A 22370-nucleotide genomic window follows, 5' to 3' on the forward strand; every position below is an offset into this window, starting at 1 on the left:
CGTCATCGCGACCCATCTGAAAGAAGGAACACCGACATGCATCCGATCATCGAAGGACTGCGCGGGAAGCTCATCGTCTCCGTCCAGGCCTACCCGGGCGAGCCGATGCGCAACCCCGAAACGATGGCGCAGATCGCCAGGGCCGCCGAGATCGGCGGGGCCGCCGCGATCCGCTGCCAGGGCCTCTCGGACATCGCGGCCATCAAGGGCCGCGTCGAGGTCCCGGTCATCGGCCTGTGGAAGGAGGGGCACGAGGGCGTGTACATCACGCCTTCGCTCCGTCACGCGAAGGCGTGCCGGATGGCCGGAGCGGACGTCGTCGCGATCGACGCGACCTCGCGCCCGCGCCTCGACGGCCTGAGCTTCGCCGAGACGACTGCCGCCATGCACGCCGAGGGGGCTCTCGTCATGGCGGACTGCGGCTCCTACGAGGACGCGAAGAACGCCTACGATGCCGGCGCCGACATCCTGTCGACGACGCTCGCCGGGTACACGGGCGATCGCCCGCTAACGGAGGGCCCGGATCTCGAGCTGCTGGCCGAGGTCGTGGCGGCCTTCCCGGACCGGCCGGTGATCTGCGAGGGCCGCGTTCACACGCCGGCCGATGCCGCGGCCGCGCTCGACGCGGGGGCCTTCGCCGTGATCGTCGGGACGGCGATCACCCACCCGACCCGCATCACCACCTGGTTCACGAAGGCGATCGAGAACCGCTGAATCCCGCATGGCCCGCGGGGAGCACGGCATCCGCGCTCCCCGCGAGCCCGACGCCCGTGCCGGAAGGAGGAAGGGGCGCGATGAGGAGCCGAGCGATCATCACAGGCCGGCCCGAGAAGGGGGCGATCATCGCCTTCGCGGACCCGGGCCGGGCCTTCGCCCTCGCCGATGCGCTCGAGGGGCTCGCCGATTCCCGCCGCCTCGTCGTCGCGGACATCCCCGCTCCTCCTGAGGGGGCCGCCTCCGACGCGGCCTGCGACGCGGCCGTCGCCTTCGCGGTCGAGCAGCTCCACGGCATCCCCATGGGCGTCGCGGTCCTCGTCGGAGCGGGGGCGGTCGGCTCCCGCCTCGCAGCGGCGGTCGCCCGCACGCTGCCCTCGTCCTGCCGGGCCCTGTTCCTCACCGACGAGGAGGCCCGCGCCTCCCTCCGCCCGGCACCGGGCCCCGCCCTCGCCGAGGACGGGGACGGCGCCCTCGCAGTGCGCGCGCCCGCGGTCTTCATCGCCGAGGACGCCCTCCCCGCGACCCTGCGCGAACTCCTCGATTCCGCCGCCGAACCCGAGATCGCGCGCCCCTGGGTCCTCCCGGAGATCGCCGAACTGCTCGCGGCGAACCCCCAGGCCCCGCGCATGGACCTCGTGACCGCCCGCGAACGCGGCGAGCGCATGAATCCCCCGATGGAGCCTCCGGCCGATTGCGAGCTCGTCATCGAGGAGCTCGCGGGCGTCGAGAACCGGATCATGACCCCGGCGGGGAAGCGGACCGGGCTGGTCCTCTTCCTCATCCACGGCGGAGGGTACGTCATGGGGAGCGCGCGTTTCGAGGACCGGCGCTGCGCGGACATCCTCCGCTCCTTCACGCCCTCGCTCTTCGCGGATTCGGATCTCGCGGTGACGACCGTCGTCCCGGACTACGCCCTCGCTCCCGAGCACCCCCACCCGGCGGGGCTCGAGGACGCGCTCGCCTCGCTCCGCGCCGTATTCGAGCGCTACCCGGATGCGCCGATCGTCCTGTACGGGGATTCGGCGGGATCGGGAATGGCGAACCAGGTGCTGCGCCGCCTCGGCTCGGCCGAGCTCGAGCGGATTCGCGGGGCGATCCTGCTGGAGCCCTGTTTGGACCCGGCGTTCGACTCGCGCTCGTCCTGGGAGAACCGCGAGGGGCCCGGGTGGACGCGTCAGCTCGCCGTCGATTCCTGGCGGGCCTATCTCGGCCAGGACGCCAAGCCCTGGGAGGTCCATCCTCCCGTGCGCGAGCTGCCCGCCGGATTCCCGCCCCTCCAGATCTTCGTCAACGCAGCGGACCCTCTGAGGGATGAGGCGCTGGAGTGGGCCTTCGACCTCGCCCGCGCGGGTGTCAAAGTCGAAGTCCATTCCTTCCCGGGTACGACGCACGGCTGGCTCTCCGCTCCGGGCACCCGCATCTGGGAGAGGGTGAAAGACGAAATGCGGTCATTCTTCGGGTTCTGCCTCGAAGACGCCCCCGGGCCCCTAGCCTGAGAGTCGGGCCACCGCGTCGCATCAGACTTCCGCATATGAATCAAGAAAGGACTCGCCATGCGAATCGCCATCGTCAGTACTCCCGAGGAGATCGCGCGCCTCGCGGCGGACCGGATCGAAGAGGTGTACCGGTCCAAGCCCGACTTCGTCCTCGGGCTCGCCACCGGGTCGTCCCCGATCGGGCTGTACGACGAACTCGTCCGTCGTTACGAGGCGGGACGGATCTCCTTCGCGAAGGTCCGCTCCTTCAACCTCGATGAGTACGTCGGCCTCCCGAAGGATCATGTCGAAGGCTACGCGAACTTCATCCGCCGCCACCTCGTCGGCCGTGTCGACATGCCCGAGGGCGCGGCGCACGGCCCGGACGGCTGGGCCGATGACCTCGATGCCGGGGCCGCCGCCTACGACCAGGCGATCAAGGACGCGGGCGGGATCGACATCCAGGTCCTCGGCATCGGCTCCGACGGGCACATCGGCTTCAACGAGCCGGGCGGCTCCCTGTCCTCGCGCACGCACGTCGGCGTCCTCACCGAGCAGACCCGCCGCGACAACGCGCGCTTCTTCGACGGCGATATCGACATGGTGCCGACGCACTGCGTGACCCAGGGCATCGGGACGATCATGGAGGCCCGCGCCCAGGTCTTCATCGCGACCGGAGCGGGCAAGGCCCGGGCGGTCAAGGAGATGATCGAGGGCGCGGTCTCCCAGCGCTGGCCCGCGACCGCGCTGCAGTACCACGACGACGTCCTGGTGATCCTCGACGAGGATGCTGCGGGCGAGCTCGAGCTCAAGGACTTCTACAAGGAGGTCTGGGCGAAGGAGAACGCCTGAGGGCCTGACGGGCCCCTCGTCCGGTCCGCCGCTTCCGCGTCGCCCGCCGCCCCCGCGGCTCACCGCCGAGCCGCGGGGGCGGTGGGCGACCGCATTCGCCGGCATCCGGTCCGGGCGGCGCCCTTTAGCGGGAGAATTCCCCGATCGACCGGGCCAGGGACCCGTGGGAGATCCTCTCGATCCTCTCGACGAGGACGTACGGGTCGGCGTCCATGTCGGTGGCGAGCCAGTGCAGCAGGTGGCCGAGGGGCAGCAGCGAGAAGTGGTCGATGATGAATGCGCGTTCGGCCGGCGCGAGCTCGGCGGCCGCCTCGAACTCGGCGAGGATCGCGACCGTCATCGCCCGGAACTGGCGGTGGAGGAAGCGCTCGAGCTCCTCGTGGCTCAGGGCCGCCAGGGAGAGGTAGGTCTGCTCCTTGTGCCGTTCGAGCCACAGCAGCAGCTCGAGGAACCCGTCTGACCACTCCTCGTAGGTGGCGTGGGCCATGACCCGGTCGGAGATCTCGGCCTTGAACATCCACACGGCGAGGTCGGCGACCCCCGAGAAGTGGTAGTAGAAGGCCTGGCGGGTGATGCCGGTGGCCTCCGTGAGCCTGCGCACGGACACCTTGTCGAGGGGCGTGCGGGCGAGCTCCGCCTTGAGGGCGGCGGCGAGCGCCTCGCGCGTCCTAACGCCGCTCTTGCGATCGATCGCCTCCTGCGAGCCGGGCGGCTCGAGCGTCACTCGCCGCTCCCGTAGCCCTGCGGGTTCTGGGACTGCCAGCGCCAGGAATCGGCGCACATGCGGTCGATGTCGAACTGCGCCTTCCAGCCGAGGACGGATTCGGCCTTCGCGGGGTCGGAGTAGCAGGTCGCGATGTCGCCGGGGCGGCGGGACTCGATGACGTGGGGGATCTCGTGCCCGCAGGCTCGTTCGAAGGCGCGCAGGACGTCGAGGACGGAGTAGCCGCGTCCGGTCCCCAGGTTGAAGATCTCGCAGCCCGTCCGCCCGCCCATCCACTCCAGGGCCTTGACGTGGCCGAGGGCGAGGTCGACGACGTGGATGTAGTCCCGCACGCCGGTGCCGTCCGGGGTGGGGTAGTCGTCGCCGAAGATGCAGACGCGTTCGCGCCTGCCGACCGCCACCTGCGCGATGTAGGGGACGAGGTTGTTGGGGATGCCGTTGGGGTCTTCGCCGATACGGCCTGAAACGTGCGCGCCGATCGGATTGAAGTAGCGGAGCAGGACGGCGTTCCAGCGCTCATCGGCCTTCGCGGCATCGATGATGATCTGCTCGATCATCCATTTCGTCCAGCCGTAGGGGTTGGTCGGCGTCCCCTTCGGGCAGTCCTCGGTGATGGGGATCTGCTCGGGATCGCCGTACACGGTCGCGCTGGAGGAGAAGATGATCGAGAAGCAGCCGTGGTCGCGCATCGCTTCGAGCAGGGTGAGTGTCCCGGCGATGTTGTTGTCGTAGTACTCGATGGGCTTGTCCACCGACTCGCCGACGGCCTTGAGGCCCGCGAAGTGGATGACGGAGTCGATCGGGTGGGCGGTGAAGATCTTCTCGAGGGCGGCGCGGTCGCGCGTGTCGGCCTCGTAGAAGGTGACGGGGGCGCCGATGAGCTCACCGACCCGGGACAGGGCCGCGCGGCTGGAGTTGCTCAGGTCGTCAACGACGACGACCTCGAATCCGGCGGCGTCCAGTTCGACGATCGTGTGCGAACCGATATAGCCCGCGCCTCCGGTCACGAGGACCGTCCCCTTCGTGCTCATCCCTGTGCTCCTTCTTCGAAAGCCGAGGCCGTGGCGCATTCGTCGACGGCGCCGCGTGATGCCGAGACGAGTCTACTCGGCCCCGTCCGAAGAGCGCTAAGCCCCGCCCTCGTCGATGAACGAGGACGGGGCCGGCGGGCGTTCAGCGATTGGCAGCGACGACCGTCCTGTAGGGCTCGAGCTCCGTGTAGAGCTCGTCGCGCAGCGGGTTGAGGCGCTTCTTCACGATCGTGAGCACCTGGTAGACGGCGACCGCGATGTTCGCGGCGAGCGCGATCGCCGACACCGTGAAGAGCGCGACCGGGTCGTGGCTGGATTCGACGGCGAAGGACGAATCGGTCACGAAGGAGGGGACGGCCATGGTGAACATCATCCAGAAGGCGAGGGTGTGGGCGCGGTGCTGGAGCCACACGCCCTTCTTGATGAAGAAGGCGGGGATCGTGCACGAGATGAGCAGGGCGGCGCCCGCGTAGAAGGAGTGGTCGCCGACGCAGTTGTAGACGTAGGCGAAGTTCCACAGGTCGTAGGCGATGATCCAGAACCAGAGCATGTCCGGCCACACCATGTCTTTGGAGCGGTCCTTCGAGATGAAGATGCCGAACCATCCGCAGATGGTGAGGAGGTTGAGCAGGCCGGCGACGCCGTTCATGTAGTTCCAGGCGCCCGACACCATGAAGACGCCGTCGACCGGGCCGTTCGCGTTCATCGCGCCGACCTGGAAGTCGCGGATGCACGCTTCGAGGATGTTGATCGCCAGGATCGCGGGCGGGAAGATCAGGACGGCCTTCTTGGCGGCGAGGGCGGGCCGGTAGCGGATCGCCATGAAGCCGAGGCAGCCCGCGAGTGCGGAGTAGACCTTCACCCAGTGGAACCAGGTGCCCGTCGAGGAGCCGGGTCCCGCGGTCGTCGGCCACACGAAGATCGTGAGGACGATCGGCAGGACCACGAAGAAGGCCCAGCCGGCGATGCGGGAGCGGCGGCTCGCCTCGTTGAGGAGGATGAGTGCGGCGAGGACGCCGAACCACGCCAGCCACGATGTCAAGGGAATCGGCTCGAAGAGGAACACGACTCCTCCCTTCCATGTTCACTGAGGAGCGCCCTCGCTCCTCGCTCGTCATTCAGCGTATGAGCGGCCGGGAGGGGTCTCATTTGTCAGATCGGCGGAAGTGTCAAGATCCGGCCTGCGCGGCGGGCTGGGTGGGCGCGGCGGGCCGGGCGTCCTCAACGGGGAGGCGCCCATCACCCGGATGTCGTGAACCTGTGCGCCGCCACCACCTAGAATCGCTGGGGACCGCAAACTTGAGGAGTCGCACATGCCCGCCAGGACGCTCGCTGAACTCACGACCTTCCGCGTGGGCGGGCCGATCGGCGCGCTCGTCGAGGCGGCGGATGAGGCGGGGTTCGTCGAGGCGATCCGGCGCGCGGACGAGCGGGGTGAGCCCTTGCTCGTGCTCGGCGGGGGCTCGAATGTGCTGGCCTGCGATGCCGGCTTCCCCGGTGTCGTCGTGCGTGATCGGCGTTCGGCGATCGCGGTGCGCTCCGAGGGCGCGGCGGCGGGGCAGGCCGAGGGCGGGCCGATCCGGGTCGAAGTCTCGGCGAGCGCCGGCGCCGTGTGGGATGACTTCGTCGTGTGGAGCCTCGAGCGCGGCTTGTCCGGTCTGGAGGCCCTGTCGGGGATCCCGGGCACGGTCGGTGCGGCGCCGGTCCAGAACGTCGGCGCTTACGGGCATGAGGTCTCGGATCGCCTGGTATCCGTCCGGGCCTGGGATCGGGCCGAAGGCGCTGTCGTGGAACTGCCGGCCGCGGATCTCGCCCTGTCGTACAGGGATTCGCTCATCAAGCGCTCGCTTCGCGAGGAGGGTTCCGCCGGGCGGGTGTGGGGGCCGACGGGGCGCTGGGTGGTGCTGGAGGCGCGCTTCGCGCTGGAGGCCTCTGCGATGTCGGCGCCGGTGCTGTACCGCGAGCTCGCGAATCGCCTGGGCGTTGAGGTCGGCGAGCGCGCTGAAGCGCGGCGCGTGCGATCCGGGGTCCTCGACTTGCGGCGTTCGAAGGGCATGGTCGTCGATCCGGCGGATCACGACACCTGGAGCGCCGGTTCCTTCTTCACGAACCCGATCCTTTCTGCCGGGGCCGCTAAGGGGCTTCCCGAGGGCGCGCCCCGTTTCCCCTTAGGGGACGGGCGGGTGAAGACCTCCGCGGCTTGGCTCATCGATCACGCGGGCTTCGCGAAGGGCTTCGCCGTGCCGGGCGCCCGTGCGGGCGGGGCGGCTCTTTCCTCGAAGCACGTGCTCGCATTGACGAACAGGGGAGATGCGAGCGCCGCCGAGGTGGTCGAGCTCGCGCTCGCGGTCCGTGCGGGGGTCGAGGAGCGTTTCGGGGTGCGCCTCGTGCCCGAGCCCGTCGGCGTGGGCGTCACCTGGTAGTGCGGGTCAGGGGCGGGACGACGCCCAGGCCTCGATCCGCCCGTGCCATTTCCGTTTGGAGCTCTCCGAGGCGAGGGAGGCGTCGATCGACTGCTTCGCCAGGTTCGCGAGCGTGGCGTCTGAGAAGTCGAAGACCTCGCGCGCCCTCGCGTACTGGTCGAGGAGTCGGGAGCGGAAGAGGAGGGGGTCGTCGGCGCCGAGGGCGACGGTCGCTCCTCGGGAGATAAACTCCGGCAGGGGAACCGCTGAGAAGTCGTGGTAGACGCCGAGGTGCACATTCGAGGTGGGGCACACTTCGAAGGCGATGCGGGCCTCGATGAGCCGGTCGAGCAGTTCCGGGTCTTCGACCGTGCGCACGCCGTGCCCGAGGCGCGCGGGCTTGAGGGCCGTGATCACTTCGCGCACGGAATCGGGGCCGAGGAGCTCGCCCCCGTGGGGAAGGGAGGCCAGGCCCGCCCTGGCCGCGATCCTGAATGCGGCGGAGAATGCGGAGGTCGTCCCCATCCGCTCGTCGTTGGACAGGCCGAAGCCGACCACTTCGCCCGCTCCGTCGCCCGCGTAGCGCGCGGCGAGGCGCGCCAGGGTCCGTGCGTCGAGGGGATGGCGGATCCGTGAGGCGGCGACGATGATGGCGACTTCGACGCCGGTGTCGCGAGTCGCGGACTTGGCCTCGTCGCAGACGATTTCGAGGGCGGGGGTGATGCCCCCCACCCAGGGGGCGTAGGAGGTCGGATCGACCTGCATCTCGAGGCGCACCGAGCCCTCGGCGGCGTCGTCTTCGGCCGCTTCGCGCACGATCCGGCGCATCGCCGATTCGGAGCGCACGAGTTGGCGCGCGGAATCGTAGGAGCGCTGGAAGCGGAACCAGCCGCGTGAATCGGCGGGAACGGTGAGCGGATCGATGTCGAGGAGGTGCGGGGGGAGGCGCACCGATTGCTCGCGCGCGAGATCGATGAGGGTCTGGGGCCTCATCGCCCCCGTGAAGTGCAGGTGGAGGTGCGCCTTCGGAAGGGAGACGAGGTCGCGGCGCCCTTCGGGCGTTGCAGGGGCGATGGTGAGATTCGGTGCGGCGTCGGCCTCCGCTCGTCCCATTCGGGTGCGGGAGGCGGAAGCGGCGGGCATCAGTGCTCGTCCAGCCACATGACGATGTCGCGGATGAGGCCCGGCCCTTCGGGCTCATTGAGGACTTCGTGGTAGGCGCCGTCGATGATCCGCAGGTGGATGTCGGCATCGGGGCGGGCGGCCCTGGCCGATTGGACGAAGGCGCGCGATCCGCCGAGGGAGGCGAGGGTGTCGGCCGAACCGTGAAGGATGAGCATCGGCGTCTTCGCGCGGCCGGCGTTGTCGAGGACGCGCCCGCCCTGGACGACCATCGTCGCACCCGTGAGGATCGGCACCGGGCCCGTGTAGGTGAGGGGATCGGCGTCGAAGGCCTCTTGAACCCGGGGGTCCCGGGAGAGGTCCGAGGGGGCGTCGGGCTTGCGCGCGGGTTTCGCGGCGAGGCCGGGGGCCACGCGGGCGACGCTGAGGAGTGCTTCGGCGGCTTTGACGGGAACGGGCGGGAGGGGCCGGAATGCGGGGCCGGTGAGGACGACGCCTCTGAGGCGGCGGGGGTCGAGGAGGGATGAGGCCGCGGTGATGAGCCCTCCCATCGAATGCCCGAAGAGGAAGAGGTCCTCGGTGCGCGAGTGGGCGAGGACGATGCGGCGCGCGTCGAGGTGATCGTTGATGAGGCGCCCGACGTCGACGCGCGAGCGCGGGCCGGGCGCAGTCCCGTGCCCGTAGTGGTCGTAGAAGGCGATGTCGTATCCGGCCGTGACGAGGGCGTCTTGGAGGGGGCGGAAACGGCCCGAGTGCTCGGCGTAGCCGTGCGCGAGGAGGACGGTGCCCTCGGGTGAATCGGTTTCAGCGCGGCGGTACTGCATGTCCATGCGTCAATTGTGGCAGCTCGCGCCCGCTTTCACCCCCTTTTCCGGCCAGAAGCGCGAGCTGAGGGGCTGCGGGCGCCTCAGCCGGCGGGGCGGGTGGGCGTCAATCGGCGGAACGGACGGGCATCCGCCGGGGGAGGGCGGGCCGCAGCCGTTCCGATTCCGGGCGCCCGCCGTCAGCTCAGCGAGTCGAGATTCGGATGATTCGCGACGTATTCGCCGACCGCCCCCGACTGCCAGGCCCGGGCGAGTTCGGGCAGCGCGGCGGTATCGAGCTCGACGATCGACTGGCCGTCCTGGGAGGTGGCGGTCCCGAGGTAGGGGATCGTGAAGAACATGACTCCTGATGAGCGCAGTCCGGTCAGGCCCGAGGCGATCGCGAGCAGGGAATCGAAGTTGAGGTTCTGATCGAGTGCGGAGTAGGTCGTCAGAATCGACACGAGTTGGGAGAGCTTCGCGGGGCTGGTGAGGACCGATTGCGAGAAGGCCTTCTTCAGGATCGCGCGCATCCACGCCTGCTGGCGCTGCATGCGATCGAAGTCGCCGCGGGGCAGGGAGTAGCGTTCGCGGACGAATGCGAGCGCTTCGGTTCCCGTCATCGTCCGGGGGCCCTCGGGAGTGTCGAGCTCGACGCCCCCGAGAGCATCGGTGAGCTCGGAGAAGCTGGTGAAGTCCGTGATCATGAAGTGGTCGATGTGGATCCCGAGCAGATTCTCGACGGTCGCGATCGTGAGATCGGCGCCCCCGTAGGAGAAGGCGGCGTTGATCTTCGCCGTCCCGTATCCGGGGATGTCGACCCAGGAATCGCGCGGGATCGACATGAGGTTGATGCCGTTCCCATCGGCCTCGATCTGAGCGACGATCAAGACGTCGGAGCGTTGAGCCCCGGCCTGCCAATTCGTGGGGTCGCCGCCGGACTGGCGGGAATCCGATCCCAGGATGAGGAAGGTGGTCCCGGGGCCCGAAGCATTCGATTGGGGCCCGGATTGAGTCGCCCGGGATGCTGAGGGTTTCGAGACGGAAACGTCCACATGCTTGATCTGGGAGTTGATCGAGTGGCGGAGTCCGAAGAAGGCCGCTGCGCCCCCCGCGACCAGGACGAGGAGGAGTACGAGGAGAATCAGAAGCGCCTTCTTCACTCCGCTCATCCGTCCCGTCGGTCTGGCTGCGTGCAGCGCTGCGCGCGAGGGAAGCGGGGCGGGGTGCTCAGTCATTACGTTCTCCTCCATGTCCTGGGCCGGACGCGCCGAGGCGCGACCCGACACCAGTGAGGGGATCGGAGTCGCGCCGTTTCGAGTTCACTTCGCTTCGGCGAGCAGTTCTTGAATGCGTCCGACGCCTTCGATGAGGTCGGCGTCGGACAGGGCGTAGGAGAGGCGGAGGAAGCCCGAGGGGCCGAAGGCCTCGCCCGGGACCACCGCGACCTCGACCTCGTCGAGGATGAGGTCGGCGAGCTCGGCGGAGGTGGTGGGCACGCGCCCGCGGATCTGCTTGCCGAGGACGCCTTCGACGCTCGGATAGGCGTAGAACGCGCCCTTGGGCACGGGCACCTCGAAGCCTTCGATCGAAGAGAGCATGTCGACGATCGTGCGGCGGCGCCGGTCGAAGGCCCCGCGCATCTCGGAGACGACGGTCAGGTCGCCGGAGACGGCCTCGAGGGCGGCGCGCTGCGCGACGTTCGAGACGTTCGAGGTGAGGTGGGATTGGAAGGAGGTCGCCGCTTTGATGACGTCGAGGGGGCCGACCATCCAGCCGACGCGCCAGCCGGTCATCGCGTAGGTCTTCGCGACGCCGTTGAGGACGATCGTCCGGTCGGCGAGTTCGGGGACGAGGCGCACGATGTGGGCGGGGGCGGCGTCCTCGTAGAGGAGGTGCTCGTAGATCTCGTCGGTGATGACCCAGATGCCGTGCTCGAGGGCCCACTGCCCGATCGCGATCGTCTCCTCGGGCGTGTAGACCGCGCCGGTCGGGTTCGAGGGCGAGCAGTGGAGGAGGACCTTCGTGCGCTCGGTGCGCGCGGCCTCGAGCTGTTCGACGGTGACCTTGTAGTCCTGGTCGGCGCCCGCGAAAACGGTGACGGGGACGCCGCCGGCGAGCTTGATGACCTCGGGGTAGGTCGTCCAGTAGGGGGTGGGGAGCAGGGCCTCGTCGCCGGGGTCGAGGACCGAGGCGAAGGCCTGGAAGACGGCCTGCTTGCCGCCGTTGGTCACGAGGACCTGGGCGGTGTCGATCTCGTAGCCCGAATCGCGCAGTGTCTTGTCCGCGATCGCCCGGCGCAGCGCGGGAAGGCCGGATGCGGGCGTGTAGCGGTGCATGGCGGGCTCGCGGGCGGCGGCGACGGCCGCTTCGACGATGTAGTCGGCTGTCGGGAAGTCGGGTTCGCCCGCTCCGAAACCGATGACGGGGCGCCCCTGGGCCTTGAGGGCCTTCGCCTTCGCGTCGACGGCGAGCGTGGCGGAGGGGGTGATGGCTGCGAATCTGGCGGACACGCGCGAATGAGGAGTTGTGCTCATGGGCCTATGGTCGCACGTCCGTGCGCGCTCGAGAAGGGGGAGCCGGAATGCGAGCGGCTCGTCCCTCGGGAGTGCGGATTGGACACTGGGCGGGCCTCATCGGTATCGTTGGCCGAGCGGATCGAGAGGTTCGCGAGTAGGGCAGTGGCGCAATTGGTAGCGCACCGGTCTCCAAAACCGGCGGTTGTGGGTTCGAGTCCCGCCTGCCCTGCCAGAGTCGAAGCGAAGGGGGCATCATGGCCGACTCGATCGCCGACGGCGCCATGGCGCCGAAGGATCGCACGAAGACGGGTGCGACGCGCGCTCGTGGCGAAGCCGCGCCGGATGAGAAGAAGGCGAACGTCTTCAAGCGGATCTGGATCTTCATCACCCAGGTCATCGCCGAGATGAAGAAGGTCGTGTATCCGACCGGCGAGGAGACGTGGACCTACTTCGTCGTCGTCGTCGTTTTTGTGGCGGCAATCATGGCTTTCACGGGGCTTCTCGACCTCGGATTCGGTAAACTGAATGCATTGATCTTCGGCTGACGCCGAACGGACCCGCCCGCAGAGACTGCAGGCGGGTTTCTTCTACCGCGTCGGCCCCGAGCACGCCGGTGCGCCGGCGCCAGGAGGAATGCGTGAACGAGGACATGGCGAACGTCGAATTCGACGATGAGGCCGCAGCCGCTCGAGAAGGACTCGAAGAGGCGGCCGTTGAGCAGTCGGAAGCAGTGGTTGAGGCGGCCGCCGCAGCGGTCGAGTCCGAAGCGCCCGTCGAGTCGGATCCCGCACAGGCCGATCCGCTCGAGCGCTTCCGCTTCGAGATCATGGCGATCCCGGGCGACTGGTACGTGCTGCACACCTACTCGGGGCACGAGCGCAAGGTGAAGGCGAACCTCGAGCAGCGCATCGCCAGCCAGAACATGGAGGACAAGATCTTCCGCGTCGAGGTCCCGGACGAGTACATCACCGAGTTCAAGGGCTCTGCGAAGAAGCGCGTCCGCCACGTGCGCATTCCCGGCTACGTCGTCGTCTGCATGGACTTCGATGACGACTCGTACCGCGTCGTCAAGGACACGCCTGCGGTGACGGGCTTCGTCGGCGATCAGCGCAACCCCGTCCCCCTGAGCATCGATGAGGTCGTCGACCTCCTGAAGTTCAACGTCCTCGAAGAGGCGGGGCCCGCGGCCCAGCCCGTCCAGGTCGTCAAGGAGCAGATCCGCCTCGCCTTCGAGGTCGGCGAGATCGTCACCGTCACCGATGGCCCCTTCGAGGCCATGGAGGCGACGATCTCGGAGATCTCGCCCGAGACCGAGAAGCTCAAGGTCCTCGTCACGATCTTCGAGCGGGAGACTCCTCTCGAGCTCTCCTTCGATCAGGTCGCCAAGCGCGAGGAGTGAGGTCGCGCACCCGGACTTGGGTAGGAGTCCGGGTGGGCGATAGGATCAACATTCGTGCGTACTGGGTTCACTGCGCCCTCGGGCCAGTGAGACCGTGCGCCGCCGGGACGGCAGCCGCCGCCCCGGGCACGTGACAAGAAAGACCCGAAACATGGCACCGAAGAAGAAGGTCACCGGCCTGATCAAGCTTCAGATCGCAGCCGGCGCCGCTACTCCCGCTCCGCCGGTCGGCCCCGCGCTGGGCCAGCACGGCGTGAACATCGTCGAGTTCACCAAGGCGTACAACGCCGCGACCGAGTCGCAGCGCGGCTCGATCGTCCCCGTCGAGATCACCGTCTACGAGGATCGTTCCTTCACTTTCGTCCTCAAGACCCCTCCGGCCTCGGAGATGATCAAGAAGGCCGCCGGCGTCCAGAAGGGCTCCGGCACCCCGAACACCGCGAAGGTCGGCTCCATCACGATGGATCAGGCCCGCGAGATCGGCCAGGCGAAGATGGTGGACCTCAACGCGAACGATGTCGAGGCCGCCGCCAAGATCATCGCCGGCACCGCCCGCTCCATGGGCATCACGGTCACCGACTGACCCCCGAAAACCCCTGTGGTAGGGCAGGCGCTGCCCGGAACCCACGACTGCAAGGAGAAGAAGCAGCATGACGAAGCGCTCCAAGAGCTACCGTGCCGCGGCCGAGAAGGTGCACGCGGACGTTCTCTACACCCCTCTCGAGGCCATGAAGCTGGCCAAGGAGACCACCGTCACCAAGTTCGATTCGACCGTCGAGGTCGTCCTCCGACTCGGTGTCGATCCTCGTAAGGCCGATCAGATGGTGCGCGGCACCGTCTCCCTGCCGCACGGCACCGGCAAGACCTCCCGGGTCTTGGTCTTCGCCGTTGGCGAGCGCGCGCAGGAGGCGATCGACGCCGGAGCCGACGAGGTCGGCGGCGACGAGCTCATCGAGAAGGTCGCGAAGGGCTACACCGACTTCGATGTTGCGGTGGCGACGCCGGATCTCATGGGCAAGGTCGGCCGACTCGGCCGCGTCCTCGGCCCCCGCGGTCTCATGCCGAACCCGAAGACCGGCACGGTCACCATGGATGTCGCGAAGGCGATCAAGGAGATCAAGGGCGGTCGTATCGAGTTCCGCGTCGACAAGCACGCGAATCTCGCCTTCATCGTCGGCAAGTCCTCCTTCTCGGCCGTTCAGCTGGCTGAGAACTACGCGGCGGTCCTCGATGAGGTCCTCCGTCTCAAGCCGGCGTCCGCCAAGGGCCGCTACATCTCGAAGGGCACCGTGTCCACGACGATGGGTCCGGGTATTCCGCTCGACGTCACCAAGACGAAGAACCTCGCGTCTGAGGATGCTGCCTGAGTACTCCGTGGTGCGCACCGGGGACAATGGTCCCCGGTGCGCACTTTTTCTCGGTTTTCGACGGGTTAATCGGATCGAGAGAGTCCCTTGAGGGATGAAGGTCCCTTGTCGCGGGCGTCCAAATAATCAGTGGGATAGCTCTCGGTGCTTGCGGGAGTTTTTCAGAAATTGTAGGGTCGTAACCGTGCCCGTTAGATTCGGGCAGCTCGTAGATTTCGTTTCATCGAAAGGATGGTGGGTGCGTGCGCTCATCACGATTCATATCGAAGGCGAAGGCTCTCGGCGCCGGTGTGTCCGCCGTAGTCGTCCTCACTCTTGGGTACGGCCTTCTCTCCCCGAACACCGTCCCCGCAGCGCAGGCGCTCACCATTGACGGCGTCAACGTCATTGACACAGGCACGACCCAGACCGATGCGCAGAACTCCATCAACGGAAGGGTCGTCAAGCAATGGGCTGGCAACTTCCTTCAGACGAACAACCCGAGCGTTGCCACGCCGCTTGAGGGCGTGCGCGTCTACGCCCAGTGGTACGAGAAGGACGGCTCGGCCTCGCCGATCTACACCGGTCTTTCCGGGGCCGACGGCACCTACCACATCGTCATGAAGAACTTTGTCAAGGCGGACGGGACCACGGCCTCCTTCGATGCCGATCCCCTCCTTCCTGAGGGCGAGAAGTTCCGCATTTGGGCCGAGACTCCGGACGGGATGTACCTGTGGTACTCCTGGCAGGGCAGCCAGCTTGGCCCCGATGGGAACATCAATGACCTTACCGCCGGCGCGAGCCAGGCGGTCGGTCCGAACCGGATGGAAAACATCAACTTCATCTACGCGCCGCTCACGGACACAGCGACGATGAGCGCGACCCCGACCACCCAGGATCCCTCCGTCAACTACTCGGCCGAGCAGGGCTACATCTCGGGCTCGGTCTTCTGGAACAACGTCTTCAATGATGGTGCCGCCACGATGCAGCTGTATGCGGCGGACAACGGAAGCGTTGATCCTGCCGCGACGAATATCACCGTCGTCGGTTCCTACCTCTCCGACTACGCCCTGCAGCGGATCTACACCGATGGCAAGGCCTACATGGGCAAAGACATCCGGGGTATCGGCTGGACGAACGATGATGAGGCCAAGCTCCAGGCGTGGATCAAGGAGCAGATCGCCGCCGAGCGGACCGCCCTGTGGATCGCTGAGACCGTCCAGACGACGACGGATGCCAACGGCGCCTACCGTCTGCAATTCAACGGCACCTACGGGCGGGCTTGGGACAATGCCGGCTACGACGACCGCGTCCTCGTTTATACCGATCTTGCGCGCGAGCCTGCGAAGAGCCAGTATTTCCACAAGATCGCCTCCTCCCCGACCGACGGCACGTGGTACAAGGATGCGACCGGCCGTGGGATGGACAACTACCCGAAGCACATCAACCTCAACTGGACCTACGTCTACCTTGAGGGTGTCGACGGATTCGCGCAGACCTCGCCTTACTTCGGCAACGCCTTCAAGTCGACCGGCAGCGCCGCCTACGCGCTCAGCCCGGGAACGACGTGGACCTCCCTGGCGACCAATGACACAGTGAGTTTGCAGAACATCCAGAACGCTAACTTCGCGCTCTACCTCGACGAGTTCACTTTCGACGTCACGCCCTACGATTCCTACACGAAGTACGCGATGCCGGGTGACACGGTGAACACGACGACGACGGGCCTTCCGGGCTCCGACCTCGGCGACAACAAGTACCAGATCGTGTGGTACGCCCCCGATGGCTCGGTTCTCAAGGAATGCCCCGTCGAGATCCCCTCGACGAACGGTAAACTCGTTTCCTGCGATTTCACCGTCCCGGCGGATCTGAAGACGACAACCACCTACGTCGCCAAGCTCTACACGATCGACCCGGCGACGGGCGTGCGAACGGACTACCCGATCGCGGAGGACTCCTTCACGGCGATTCCGCAGGATCAGACCACCCTCTTCGATCCGATCTACACCTCGGGCACCTTCGTTCAGGGCACCGGCGGCACCGTTGTGGCCCCGACCTTCGACGATCCGCGCACGAGCGACATGGTCGAGAAGCTCACGCCGCCCACCGGAACGACCTTCGGCTCGCCTAAGGGGCAGACCCTGCCCACCGGCATGACGATCGACCCGACAACGGGCGCGATCACCGTCGGGACCACGACGCCCGCGGGAACTTACACCGTCCCCGTCCTCGTCACCTACCCGGACGACTCGACCGACACCGTCAACGTCTCGATCACCGTCGAGGCCCCCGCGGCGGTCCACATCGGCCAGATCAACGACCAGGTGGTCACCGCCGGCGATCCGATCGCCGACGTCCCGGTGACCGCGACCGATCAGGCCGGCCACCCGATCACCCTCACGGCGGACAACACGACTGTGACGGGCCTTCCCGATGGGGTGACCTTCGATCCGACGAGGGGCACCATTTCCGGCACGCCCACCACGCCGGGCAGCTACTCTGTGACCGTGACCGTCACGCTTCCCGATGGCACGACGGCGACGGAGACCTTCACCATTACGGTGAAGGAACCCATTACCGATTCGGTGACGCCGGTCTACGACAACGGCACCGGCACGGCCGGGTCGACGGTGACGACTCCGAACACGGGTGACCCGCTGCCTGCTGGCACGGCGACCACGGCGACGGCCGACAATGGTGCGACGGCGACCGTCAACCCCGATGGTTCGGTGTCGGTGGCGATCCCGGACACTGCGCAGCCTGGTGACGTCATCACCGTGACGGTCGCCCACACCTACCCGGACGGCTCGACCGACACGGAGACCTTCACGATCACCGTCGAGGCCCCCGCGGCGGTCCACATCGGCCAGATCAACGACCAGGTGGTCACCGCTGGCGATCCGATCGCCGACATCCCGGTGACCGCGACCGATGAGGCCGGCCACCCGATCACCCTCACGGCGGGCAACACGACTGTGACGGGCCTTCCCGATGGGGTGACCTTCGATCCGACGACGGGCACCATTTCCGGCACGTCCACCACGCCGGGCAGCTACTCTGTGACCGTGACCGTCACGCTTCCCGATGGCACGACGGCGACGGAGACCTTCACCATTACGGTGAAGGAACCCATTACCGATTCGGTGACGCCGGTCTACGACAACGGCACCGGCACGGCCGGGTCGACGGTGACGACTCCGAACACGGGTGACCCGCTGCCTGCTGGCACGGCGACCACGGCGACGGCCGACAATGGTGCGACGGCGACCGTCAACCCCGATGGTTCGGTGTCGGTGGCGATCCCGGACACTGCGCAGCCTGGTGACGTCATCACCGTGACGGTCGCCCACACCTACCCGGACGGCTCGACCGACACGGAGACCTTCACGATCACCGTCACGGAGTCGACCACCGACACCGATGGTGATGGCCTCACCGATGCTGAGGAGAAGGAGCTCGGCACCGATCCGCTCAACCCCGACACCGATGGTGATGGGGTGAACGACGGTGATGAGACCACCGGCGCGCACAACCCCTTCGACAACGACGGTGACGGTAAGGGTGATCCGACCGATCCGAAGAACCCGGATACCGATGGTGATGGCATCACCGACGGTGACGAGCTCAACACGATCGTCGACGACTCCGGCAAGACCATTGCCGACCCGAACGCCACCGATCCGGTGACTGATCCGAACACGGCCGACACCGATGGTGATGGTCTGACGGATAAGGAAGAGGGCGACCTCGGCACCGATCCGACCAAGCCGGATACCGACGGTGATGGCCTGACCGACAAGGAAGAGGGCGACCTCGGCACCGATCCGAAGAACCCGGATACCGATGGTGATGGGGTGAACGACGGTGATGAGACCACCGGCGCGCACAACCCCTTCGACAACGACGGTGACGGTAAGGGTGATCCGACCGATCCGAAGAACCCGGATACCGATGGTGATGGCATCACCGACGGTGACGAGCTCAACACGATCGTCGACGACTCCGGCAAGACCATTGCCGACCCGAACGCCACCGACGAGGTCACCGACCCGAACACCGCGCCCAAGGCCGCCACAACTCAGAGCGGCGGAGCGGCAGCGGGCTCGGTCCCGGGCAAGCTCGCCATCACGGGCGCCGACACCATGCTCATCGGTCCGGCTGCCCTCGGCCTCCTCGGAATCGGCGCGGCAGCGATGTTCGCGAAGCGCCGTCGTCGCGAGGACTGAGCTGGAGCGACACTGAAGCTCGGATGAGCGCCACCTGAGGCTGCTCGCTCGAGAGGGCCCTGCGAACGGAACACCCGTTCGCAGGGCCCTTCAGTATCTGGGGTGCCTCACCCCACACCAGGCGGGCTCGCGGGCCCGCCCTCGTTGCTGATACTCTGGCAGAGCCGAAGACCGTCGGACGCCCGGGTGACCGGGCAGAAGTGCGAGAGCAGCCGACGCAGGTGAGTGAGTCACTTCTGTGACGTACGGACGTTCGCGCCCGGCACGATCCTGCGTGCCGGGCTTTTTCATTGTTCGATGGCCAACTATCTGGAAGGAGGACCATGGCGAGGTCTGACAAGGTGGCCGCCGTCGCCGAACTCGTGGAGCGTTTCCGCGAGTCCGACGCCGTTCTGCTCACCGAATATCGCGGCCTGACCGTCGGCCAGCTCAAGCAGCTGCGTCGCGGGCTGGGCGAGAACGCGAACTACGCCGTGGTGAAGAACACGCTGGCACGGCTGGCGGCTCAGGAGGTCGGTCTCGACTTCCTCGCCGAGGACCTCAAGGGCCCGACCGCCATCGCCTTCGTCTCCGGCGAGCCCGTCGAGGCCGCCAAGACGCTGCGTGATTTCGCCAAGGAGAACCCTCAGCTCGTGCTCAAGTCGGGTGCGATGGACGGCGCTCCGCTGTCCGCTGAGGCCGTCAAGAAGCTTGCGGATCTGGAGTCCCGCGAGGTGCTGCTGGCCAAGGTCGCCGGCGCCCTCAAGGCGAAGGTGTCGCAGGCGGCGTACGCATTCAACGCTCTGCCCTCCAAGGCGGTCCGCACCATCGATGCCCTGCGCGAAAAGCAGGGCGAAGCGGCCTGACGCGACAGGCCCCGCGCTTGCGGCCGTCCGGCCGTCCGGTGCGGAACTCATCAATAATCTGCTCGCAAAGCAGGCCAATCAGGAAGGATGCCACTCATGGCTAAGCTCTCCAACGACGAGCTCATCGCTGCGTTCAAGGAAATGACCCTCATCGAGCTCTCGGACTTCGTCAAGCTCTTCGAGGAGACCTTCGACGTCACCGCCGCCGCTCCGGCCGCCGTGGCCGTTGCCGCTGCTCCGGCTGAGGCCGAGGCCGCTGAGGAGAAGGACGAGTTCGAGGTCGTCCTCGAGTCCGCCGGCGACAAGAAGATCGCCGTCGTCAAGGCCGTCAAGAACCTCACGGGCCTTGGCCTCAAGGAGGCCAAGGATCTCGTCGACGGCGCGCCCTCGACCATCTTCGAGAACGCCAAGAAGGAGGACGCCGAGAAGGCCAAGGCCGAGATCGAAGAGGCCGGCGGCACCGTCACCCTCAAGTGATTTCGGCTCCTCGCTCCTGACCGCTGTGCGGGCGGAACGAGGGGAGTCCCTTCGACGATGATTCGTCCACTCGCCCCCGGAAGGAAGAATCCTTCCGGGGGCGAGGCGCATCCTCCGGTGCGCGGAGCCTCACTCAGTCGAAGATGCGTGCGATGAGCCTTGAGAGGGTGTAAACGATGAGGAAGATCATCATGAGCTCCCGCAACACCTTCCTCACGAGCCGCAGCGTCCGACGGAGGGCCTGCAAGGCGCCTTGGAACCGTCGGTGCCATTGATGGAAATGGCTCCGCCTCCTCCTCGGGCGATGTGAGGTCTTCACCACGCCCCGGTGATTTGCGTTCAACATGGCTGCTCGTTCATACTTATCAGGTCGCGATCCCGCGTAGCTCAACGGCAGAGCATCCGACTGTTAATCGGACGGTTACTGGTTCGAATCCAGTCGCGGGAGCCATAATCGGCCCGGATCCATCGGATCCGGGCCGATCTCGTTTCAGGCGCCGGCTCCGCCCTCGTGCCGGGTTAAGGGTCAAAATGTGTGTCTGGCTCGGCGTGTCGCGGGGGTTAGATTTGGCCTTTTTGAATGCCGATTGAGTGGGTGTAGTCGGTGTCGATAGCGTGGGTTAAGGGTCAAAATGTGTGTCTGGCTCGGCGTGTCGCGGGGGTTAGATTTGGCCTTTTTGAATGCCGATTGAGTGGGTGTAGTCGGTGTCGATAGCGTTGTCGTAGAGGGCTGGGCGTCCTGTTTCGTGGTCGGCTTGGTTCTCGGTTTGGGTCAGGGTGGATACTTTGGCGAGTTGGCCCTGGCCCCAGTCGGACTGCCTGGCGATTCGTACTGGATCGTCAGGCAGTTCCGTTTTTAAGTAGAGCCACCAATCCAGCATGCGGCGTTGTCGTTCGCCTGATCTGCCGCGGTGGGTTCTGGCGAGCAGTTTGAGCTGGGCGTTGATGCCGCCTTCTAAGCTGTTGGTGGTGGATTTGATCCGCTCGGGCGCAAGGACTCCTGCTGGCGGGTTGAGGTAGACAAACAGCATCTCGGACCGCCAAAGATGGTTGAGGCTGTTGTAGGCCTTGCGCACGTTGTGGTGGGTCCACACGCGGGTCCATGCACCTGTTTTGGGGTCTTTGATCATGGTTTTCTCGTTCATCCATTCCCGGTAGATCGTTGAAAACTCGTGCAGTTGCACACCCCACGCGGCGGCTTCATCCAGTGTGGTGATCCGGGTCAGTTTCAGCGCAAGTCGGTAGATGGTGCGCCCGGCATCGGTGCGTGGGTTGGTGGTGGTGTAGCGGCGGACCACGCGTTGGGCGTGGACGAGGCAGCGTTGAATTTTCGTAGTCGGCCAGCACTTTTTGATTGCGCTGTATGCGCCTTGGCCGCCGTCGATGACGGCGATGAGTGGGGCTTCGATGCGTTCAAGCAGCAGTTGGTAGTCGCGGGTGGTTTCGTGTTTGCACCAGTGCCAGGCGATCACGTGGTCGATGGTCGCCGCGACGATCAGGCAGCCACCGGCGGTGTAGGTGCCATCGAGAAATACCTGGTCGTAGATCCGCTTGTGGTGGCCGGCGGTGGGGTCAGGCACATCAACGAGCCAGCACCACTTGAAGCGCCGCTTCATGGTGGCGCGGCTAACACCGTTTCGTTTGGCTAGGTCGTCGAGTGATATTGCGGTGGTGCAATGCTCGATGAACTGGGTGAACACTGCCGCGTTGGTGATGTCGTTTCGACGTTTGACGCTGGAGGCGCCGCATTGTTTGCAGCGCCATCTGGTGGTGCCTTTGCTGGTGGTGCCGTTGCGTTTCATTTCACCGCCGCAGTGGCAGCGTGGTTGGTTCTTCGACATTGCGACACCACACCACGCCGCGCATAGCACATCACGGCTGCCACACCGAGGATTTCCCGTCGGGGGCTAGATATATGCTTCCGGAGCATATACTTTCCGGAAACCTACAGGTCAATCCGTGAAAATCCGCGATTCCGGACACACTTTTTGACCCTTAACCCCTCGTCCGCTGCGCCGGGTCTGCGATCATGGCGATCATGAACGACCTCCTCGTCGAACGGGTGATGCGCCTCGTCGAAGCCGTGCCCGCGGGGCGCGCGACGACCTACGGCGCGCTGGCCTCGGCCGTCGGCGCGCTCGCCTCGGCCGTCGGCGCGGGGCCGCGCGTCGTCGCGCGGATTCTGGCCGAGTGGGGGAGCGGCGCCCCGTGGTGGCGCGTCGTCAACGCGAAGGGGGAGCTGCCCGGGCCCCTCGCCCTGCGGGCGCGCCCGATGTGGGCCCTGGAGGGCGTGCCGCTCTTCGGATCGCCCGGGGGTGCGCCGCGGGTCGATCTGCCCCGCGCGAGCTGGGCGGAGGCCGAGATTGCGGCTGCTCTCGACCGCGTCGACGCCTCGCTCGAAACCTCCTCCTGAGCTGCGTCCGGGCTCCTTC

At 66.8% G+C, this 22370-nt stretch carries 20 protein-coding genes and 2 tRNA genes; 14 read left to right on the plus strand and 8 right to left on the minus strand.

Annotation, left to right across the window (positions count from 1 at the left end):
• The first annotated feature begins 36 nt into the window (after positions 1–36).
• The 3 genes from HD592_RS03090 to nagB all read left to right on the plus strand — a co-directional run bounded on the left by HD592_RS03090 (position 37) and on the right by nagB (position 3044).
• Positions 37–714, plus strand: coding sequence for an N-acetylmannosamine-6-phosphate 2-epimerase (locus tag HD592_RS03090; RefSeq protein WP_184451816.1), 678 nt, complete (start codon positions 37–39; stop codon positions 712–714).
• A gap of 80 nt (positions 715–794) precedes the next feature.
• Complete coding sequence (locus HD592_RS03095) at positions 795–2213, plus strand: alpha/beta hydrolase (RefSeq protein WP_184451817.1); 1419 nt, start codon at positions 795–797, stop codon at positions 2211–2213.
• A 57-nt stretch (positions 2214–2270) separates the two neighbouring features.
• A complete protein-coding gene (gene nagB, locus HD592_RS03100) occupies positions 2271–3044 on the plus strand; it encodes a glucosamine-6-phosphate deaminase (RefSeq protein ID WP_184451818.1) in 774 nt (257 codons plus the stop codon).
• 124 nt (positions 3045–3168) lie between these two features.
• Here the strand turns inward: nagB and HD592_RS03105 are convergent, their stop codons facing one another.
• The 3 genes from HD592_RS03105 to HD592_RS03115 form a co-directional block, all read right to left on the minus strand.
• Positions 3169–3768, minus strand: coding sequence for a TetR/AcrR family transcriptional regulator (locus HD592_RS03105; RefSeq protein ID WP_320657561.1), 600 nt, complete (start codon positions 3766–3768; stop codon positions 3169–3171).
• On the minus strand, positions 3765–4799 hold the full coding sequence (gene galE / locus HD592_RS03110; RefSeq protein ID WP_184451819.1) for a UDP-glucose 4-epimerase GalE: 1035 nt from the start codon (positions 4797–4799) through the stop codon (positions 3765–3767). Before galE ends, HD592_RS03105 begins: the two co-directional genes overlap by 4 nt.
• 142 nt (positions 4800–4941) lie before the next feature.
• Positions 4942–5865 (minus strand): DUF5692 family protein, encoded by a 924-nt coding sequence (locus tag HD592_RS03115; RefSeq protein WP_184451820.1) that lies wholly within the window; start codon positions 5863–5865, stop codon positions 4942–4944.
• Between the two features lie 247 nt (positions 5866–6112).
• Between HD592_RS03115 and HD592_RS03120 the strand changes: the two genes are divergently transcribed.
• Entirely contained in the window at positions 6113–7222 is a 1110-nt protein-coding gene (locus HD592_RS03120) for a UDP-N-acetylmuramate dehydrogenase (protein WP_184451821.1), read from the plus strand.
• A 6-nt stretch (positions 7223–7228) separates the two neighbouring features.
• On the opposite strand, the gene HD592_RS03125 is transcribed toward HD592_RS03120, so the two are convergent.
• The 4 genes from HD592_RS03125 to HD592_RS03140 form a co-directional block, all read right to left on the minus strand.
• The gene (locus tag HD592_RS03125; protein WP_407822369.1) at positions 7229–8344 is read right to left on the minus strand and encodes an adenosine deaminase; all 1116 of its coding nucleotides are present in this window, start codon (positions 8342–8344) and stop codon (positions 7229–7231) included.
• Positions 8344–9153, minus strand: coding sequence for an alpha/beta hydrolase (locus HD592_RS03130; RefSeq protein ID WP_184451822.1), 810 nt, complete (start codon positions 9151–9153; stop codon positions 8344–8346). Before HD592_RS03130 ends, HD592_RS03125 begins: the two co-directional genes overlap by 1 nt.
• A gap of 173 nt (positions 9154–9326) precedes the next feature.
• On the minus strand, positions 9327–10364 hold the full coding sequence (locus HD592_RS03135) for an LCP family protein (RefSeq protein ID WP_184451823.1): 1038 nt from the start codon (positions 10362–10364) through the stop codon (positions 9327–9329).
• Positions 10365–10448: 84 nt separating this feature from the next.
• Positions 10449–11663: a pyridoxal phosphate-dependent aminotransferase gene (locus HD592_RS03140; RefSeq protein ID WP_184451824.1), complete on the minus strand. Its 1215-nt coding sequence runs from the start codon at positions 11661–11663 to the stop codon at positions 10449–10451.
• A gap of 138 nt (positions 11664–11801) precedes the next feature.
• Here HD592_RS03140 and HD592_RS03145 point away from each other — a divergent pair.
• The 9 genes from HD592_RS03145 (at position 11802) to HD592_RS03185 (ending at position 20389) form a co-directional block, all read left to right on the plus strand.
• Positions 11802–11877: transfer RNA gene (locus HD592_RS03145), tRNA-Trp, on the plus strand.
• A gap of 22 nt (positions 11878–11899) precedes the next feature.
• The gene (secE, locus tag HD592_RS03150) at positions 11900–12190 is read left to right on the plus strand and encodes a preprotein translocase subunit SecE (RefSeq protein WP_184451826.1); all 291 of its coding nucleotides are present in this window, start codon (positions 11900–11902) and stop codon (positions 12188–12190) included.
• Positions 12191–12294: 104 nt separating this feature from the next.
• Positions 12295–13044, plus strand: a complete 750-nt coding sequence (gene nusG / locus HD592_RS03155; protein ID WP_184454394.1) for a transcription termination/antitermination protein NusG — start codon at positions 12295–12297, stop codon at positions 13042–13044.
• Between the two features lie 151 nt (positions 13045–13195).
• Positions 13196–13627: a 50S ribosomal protein L11 gene (gene rplK / locus HD592_RS03160; protein WP_184451828.1), complete on the plus strand. Its 432-nt coding sequence runs from the start codon at positions 13196–13198 to the stop codon at positions 13625–13627.
• Between the two features lie 67 nt (positions 13628–13694).
• A complete protein-coding gene (gene rplA / locus HD592_RS03165) occupies positions 13695–14411 on the plus strand; it encodes a 50S ribosomal protein L1 (RefSeq protein ID WP_154475152.1) in 717 nt (238 codons plus the stop codon).
• 242 nt (positions 14412–14653) lie between these two features.
• Positions 14654–18616, plus strand: coding sequence for a Rib/alpha-like domain-containing protein (locus HD592_RS12460; protein WP_184451830.1), 3963 nt, complete (start codon positions 14654–14656; stop codon positions 18614–18616).
• A gap of 323 nt (positions 18617–18939) precedes the next feature.
• A complete protein-coding gene (gene rplJ / locus HD592_RS03175; protein ID WP_184451832.1) occupies positions 18940–19461 on the plus strand; it encodes a 50S ribosomal protein L10 in 522 nt (173 codons plus the stop codon).
• Positions 19462–19557: 96 nt separating this feature from the next.
• Positions 19558–19938 carry a 50S ribosomal protein L7/L12 gene (rplL, locus tag HD592_RS03180; RefSeq protein WP_154475143.1) on the plus strand — a complete coding sequence of 127 codons (381 nt, stop codon included), beginning with the start codon at positions 19558–19560 and terminating at the stop codon, positions 19936–19938.
• 376 nt (positions 19939–20314) lie between these two features.
• A tRNA-Asn gene (locus tag HD592_RS03185) sits at positions 20315–20389 on the plus strand.
• Positions 20390–20600: 211 nt separating this feature from the next.
• Here HD592_RS03185 and HD592_RS03190 read toward each other — a convergent pair.
• The gene (locus HD592_RS03190) at positions 20601–21779 is read right to left on the minus strand and encodes an IS256-like element IS1249 family transposase (protein WP_005323424.1); all 1179 of its coding nucleotides are present in this window, start codon (positions 21777–21779) and stop codon (positions 20601–20603) included.
• A gap of 197 nt (positions 21780–21976) precedes the next feature.
• Here HD592_RS03190 and HD592_RS03195 point away from each other — a divergent pair, with 197 nt between their 5' ends.
• A complete protein-coding gene (locus HD592_RS03195; protein WP_184451834.1) occupies positions 21977–22351 on the plus strand; it encodes an MGMT family protein in 375 nt (124 codons plus the stop codon).
• The last annotated feature ends 19 nt before the right edge of the window (positions 22352–22370 follow it).

The organism is Schaalia hyovaginalis, assembly GCF_014208035.1.
In the GTDB taxonomy this organism is placed as follows: Bacteria; Actinomycetota; Actinomycetes; order Actinomycetales; family Actinomycetaceae; genus Pauljensenia; species Pauljensenia hyovaginalis.

What these genes read in the sequence shown, in the direction of transcription:
- HD592_RS03090 (WP_184451816.1), top strand. Translation starts at nt 37, where the DNA reads ATGCATCCGATCATCGAAGGACTGCGCGGGAAGCTCATCGTCTCCGTC.
- HD592_RS03095 (WP_184451817.1), top strand. Translation starts at nt 795, where the DNA reads ATGAGGAGCCGAGCGATCATCACAGGCCGGCCCGAGAAGGGGGCGATC.
- nagB (WP_184451818.1), top strand. Translation starts at nt 2,271, where the DNA reads ATGCGAATCGCCATCGTCAGTACTCCCGAGGAGATCGCGCGCCTCGCG.
- galE (WP_184451819.1), bottom strand. Translation starts at nt 4,799, where the DNA reads ATGAGCACGAAGGGGACGGTCCTCGTGACCGGAGGCGCGGGCTATATC.
- HD592_RS03120 (WP_184451821.1), top strand. Translation starts at nt 6,113, where the DNA reads ATGCCCGCCAGGACGCTCGCTGAACTCACGACCTTCCGCGTGGGCGGG.
- HD592_RS03125 (WP_407822369.1), bottom strand. Translation starts at nt 8,344, where the DNA reads ATGCCCGCCGCTTCCGCCTCCCGCACCCGAATGGGACGAGCGGAGGCC.
- HD592_RS03130 (WP_184451822.1), bottom strand. Translation starts at nt 9,153, where the DNA reads ATGGACATGCAGTACCGCCGCGCTGAAACCGATTCACCCGAGGGCACC.
- HD592_RS03135 (WP_184451823.1), bottom strand. Translation starts at nt 10,364, where the DNA reads ATGACTGAGCACCCCGCCCCGCTTCCCTCGCGCGCAGCGCTGCACGCA.
- HD592_RS03140 (WP_184451824.1), bottom strand. Translation starts at nt 11,663, where the DNA reads ATGAGCACAACTCCTCATTCGCGCGTGTCCGCCAGATTCGCAGCCATC.
- secE (WP_184451826.1), top strand. Translation starts at nt 11,900, where the DNA reads ATGGCCGACTCGATCGCCGACGGCGCCATGGCGCCGAAGGATCGCACG.
- nusG (WP_184454394.1), top strand. Translation starts at nt 12,295, where the DNA reads ATGGCGAACGTCGAATTCGACGATGAGGCCGCAGCCGCTCGAGAAGGA.
- rplK (WP_184451828.1), top strand. Translation starts at nt 13,196, where the DNA reads ATGGCACCGAAGAAGAAGGTCACCGGCCTGATCAAGCTTCAGATCGCA.
- rplA (WP_154475152.1), top strand. Translation starts at nt 13,695, where the DNA reads ATGACGAAGCGCTCCAAGAGCTACCGTGCCGCGGCCGAGAAGGTGCAC.
- rplJ (WP_184451832.1), top strand. Translation starts at nt 18,940, where the DNA reads ATGGCGAGGTCTGACAAGGTGGCCGCCGTCGCCGAACTCGTGGAGCGT.
- rplL (WP_154475143.1), top strand. Translation starts at nt 19,558, where the DNA reads ATGGCTAAGCTCTCCAACGACGAGCTCATCGCTGCGTTCAAGGAAATG.
- HD592_RS03190 (WP_005323424.1), bottom strand. Translation starts at nt 21,779, where the DNA reads ATGTCGAAGAACCAACCACGCTGCCACTGCGGCGGTGAAATGAAACGC.
- HD592_RS03195 (WP_184451834.1), top strand. Translation starts at nt 21,977, where the DNA reads ATGAACGACCTCCTCGTCGAACGGGTGATGCGCCTCGTCGAAGCCGTG.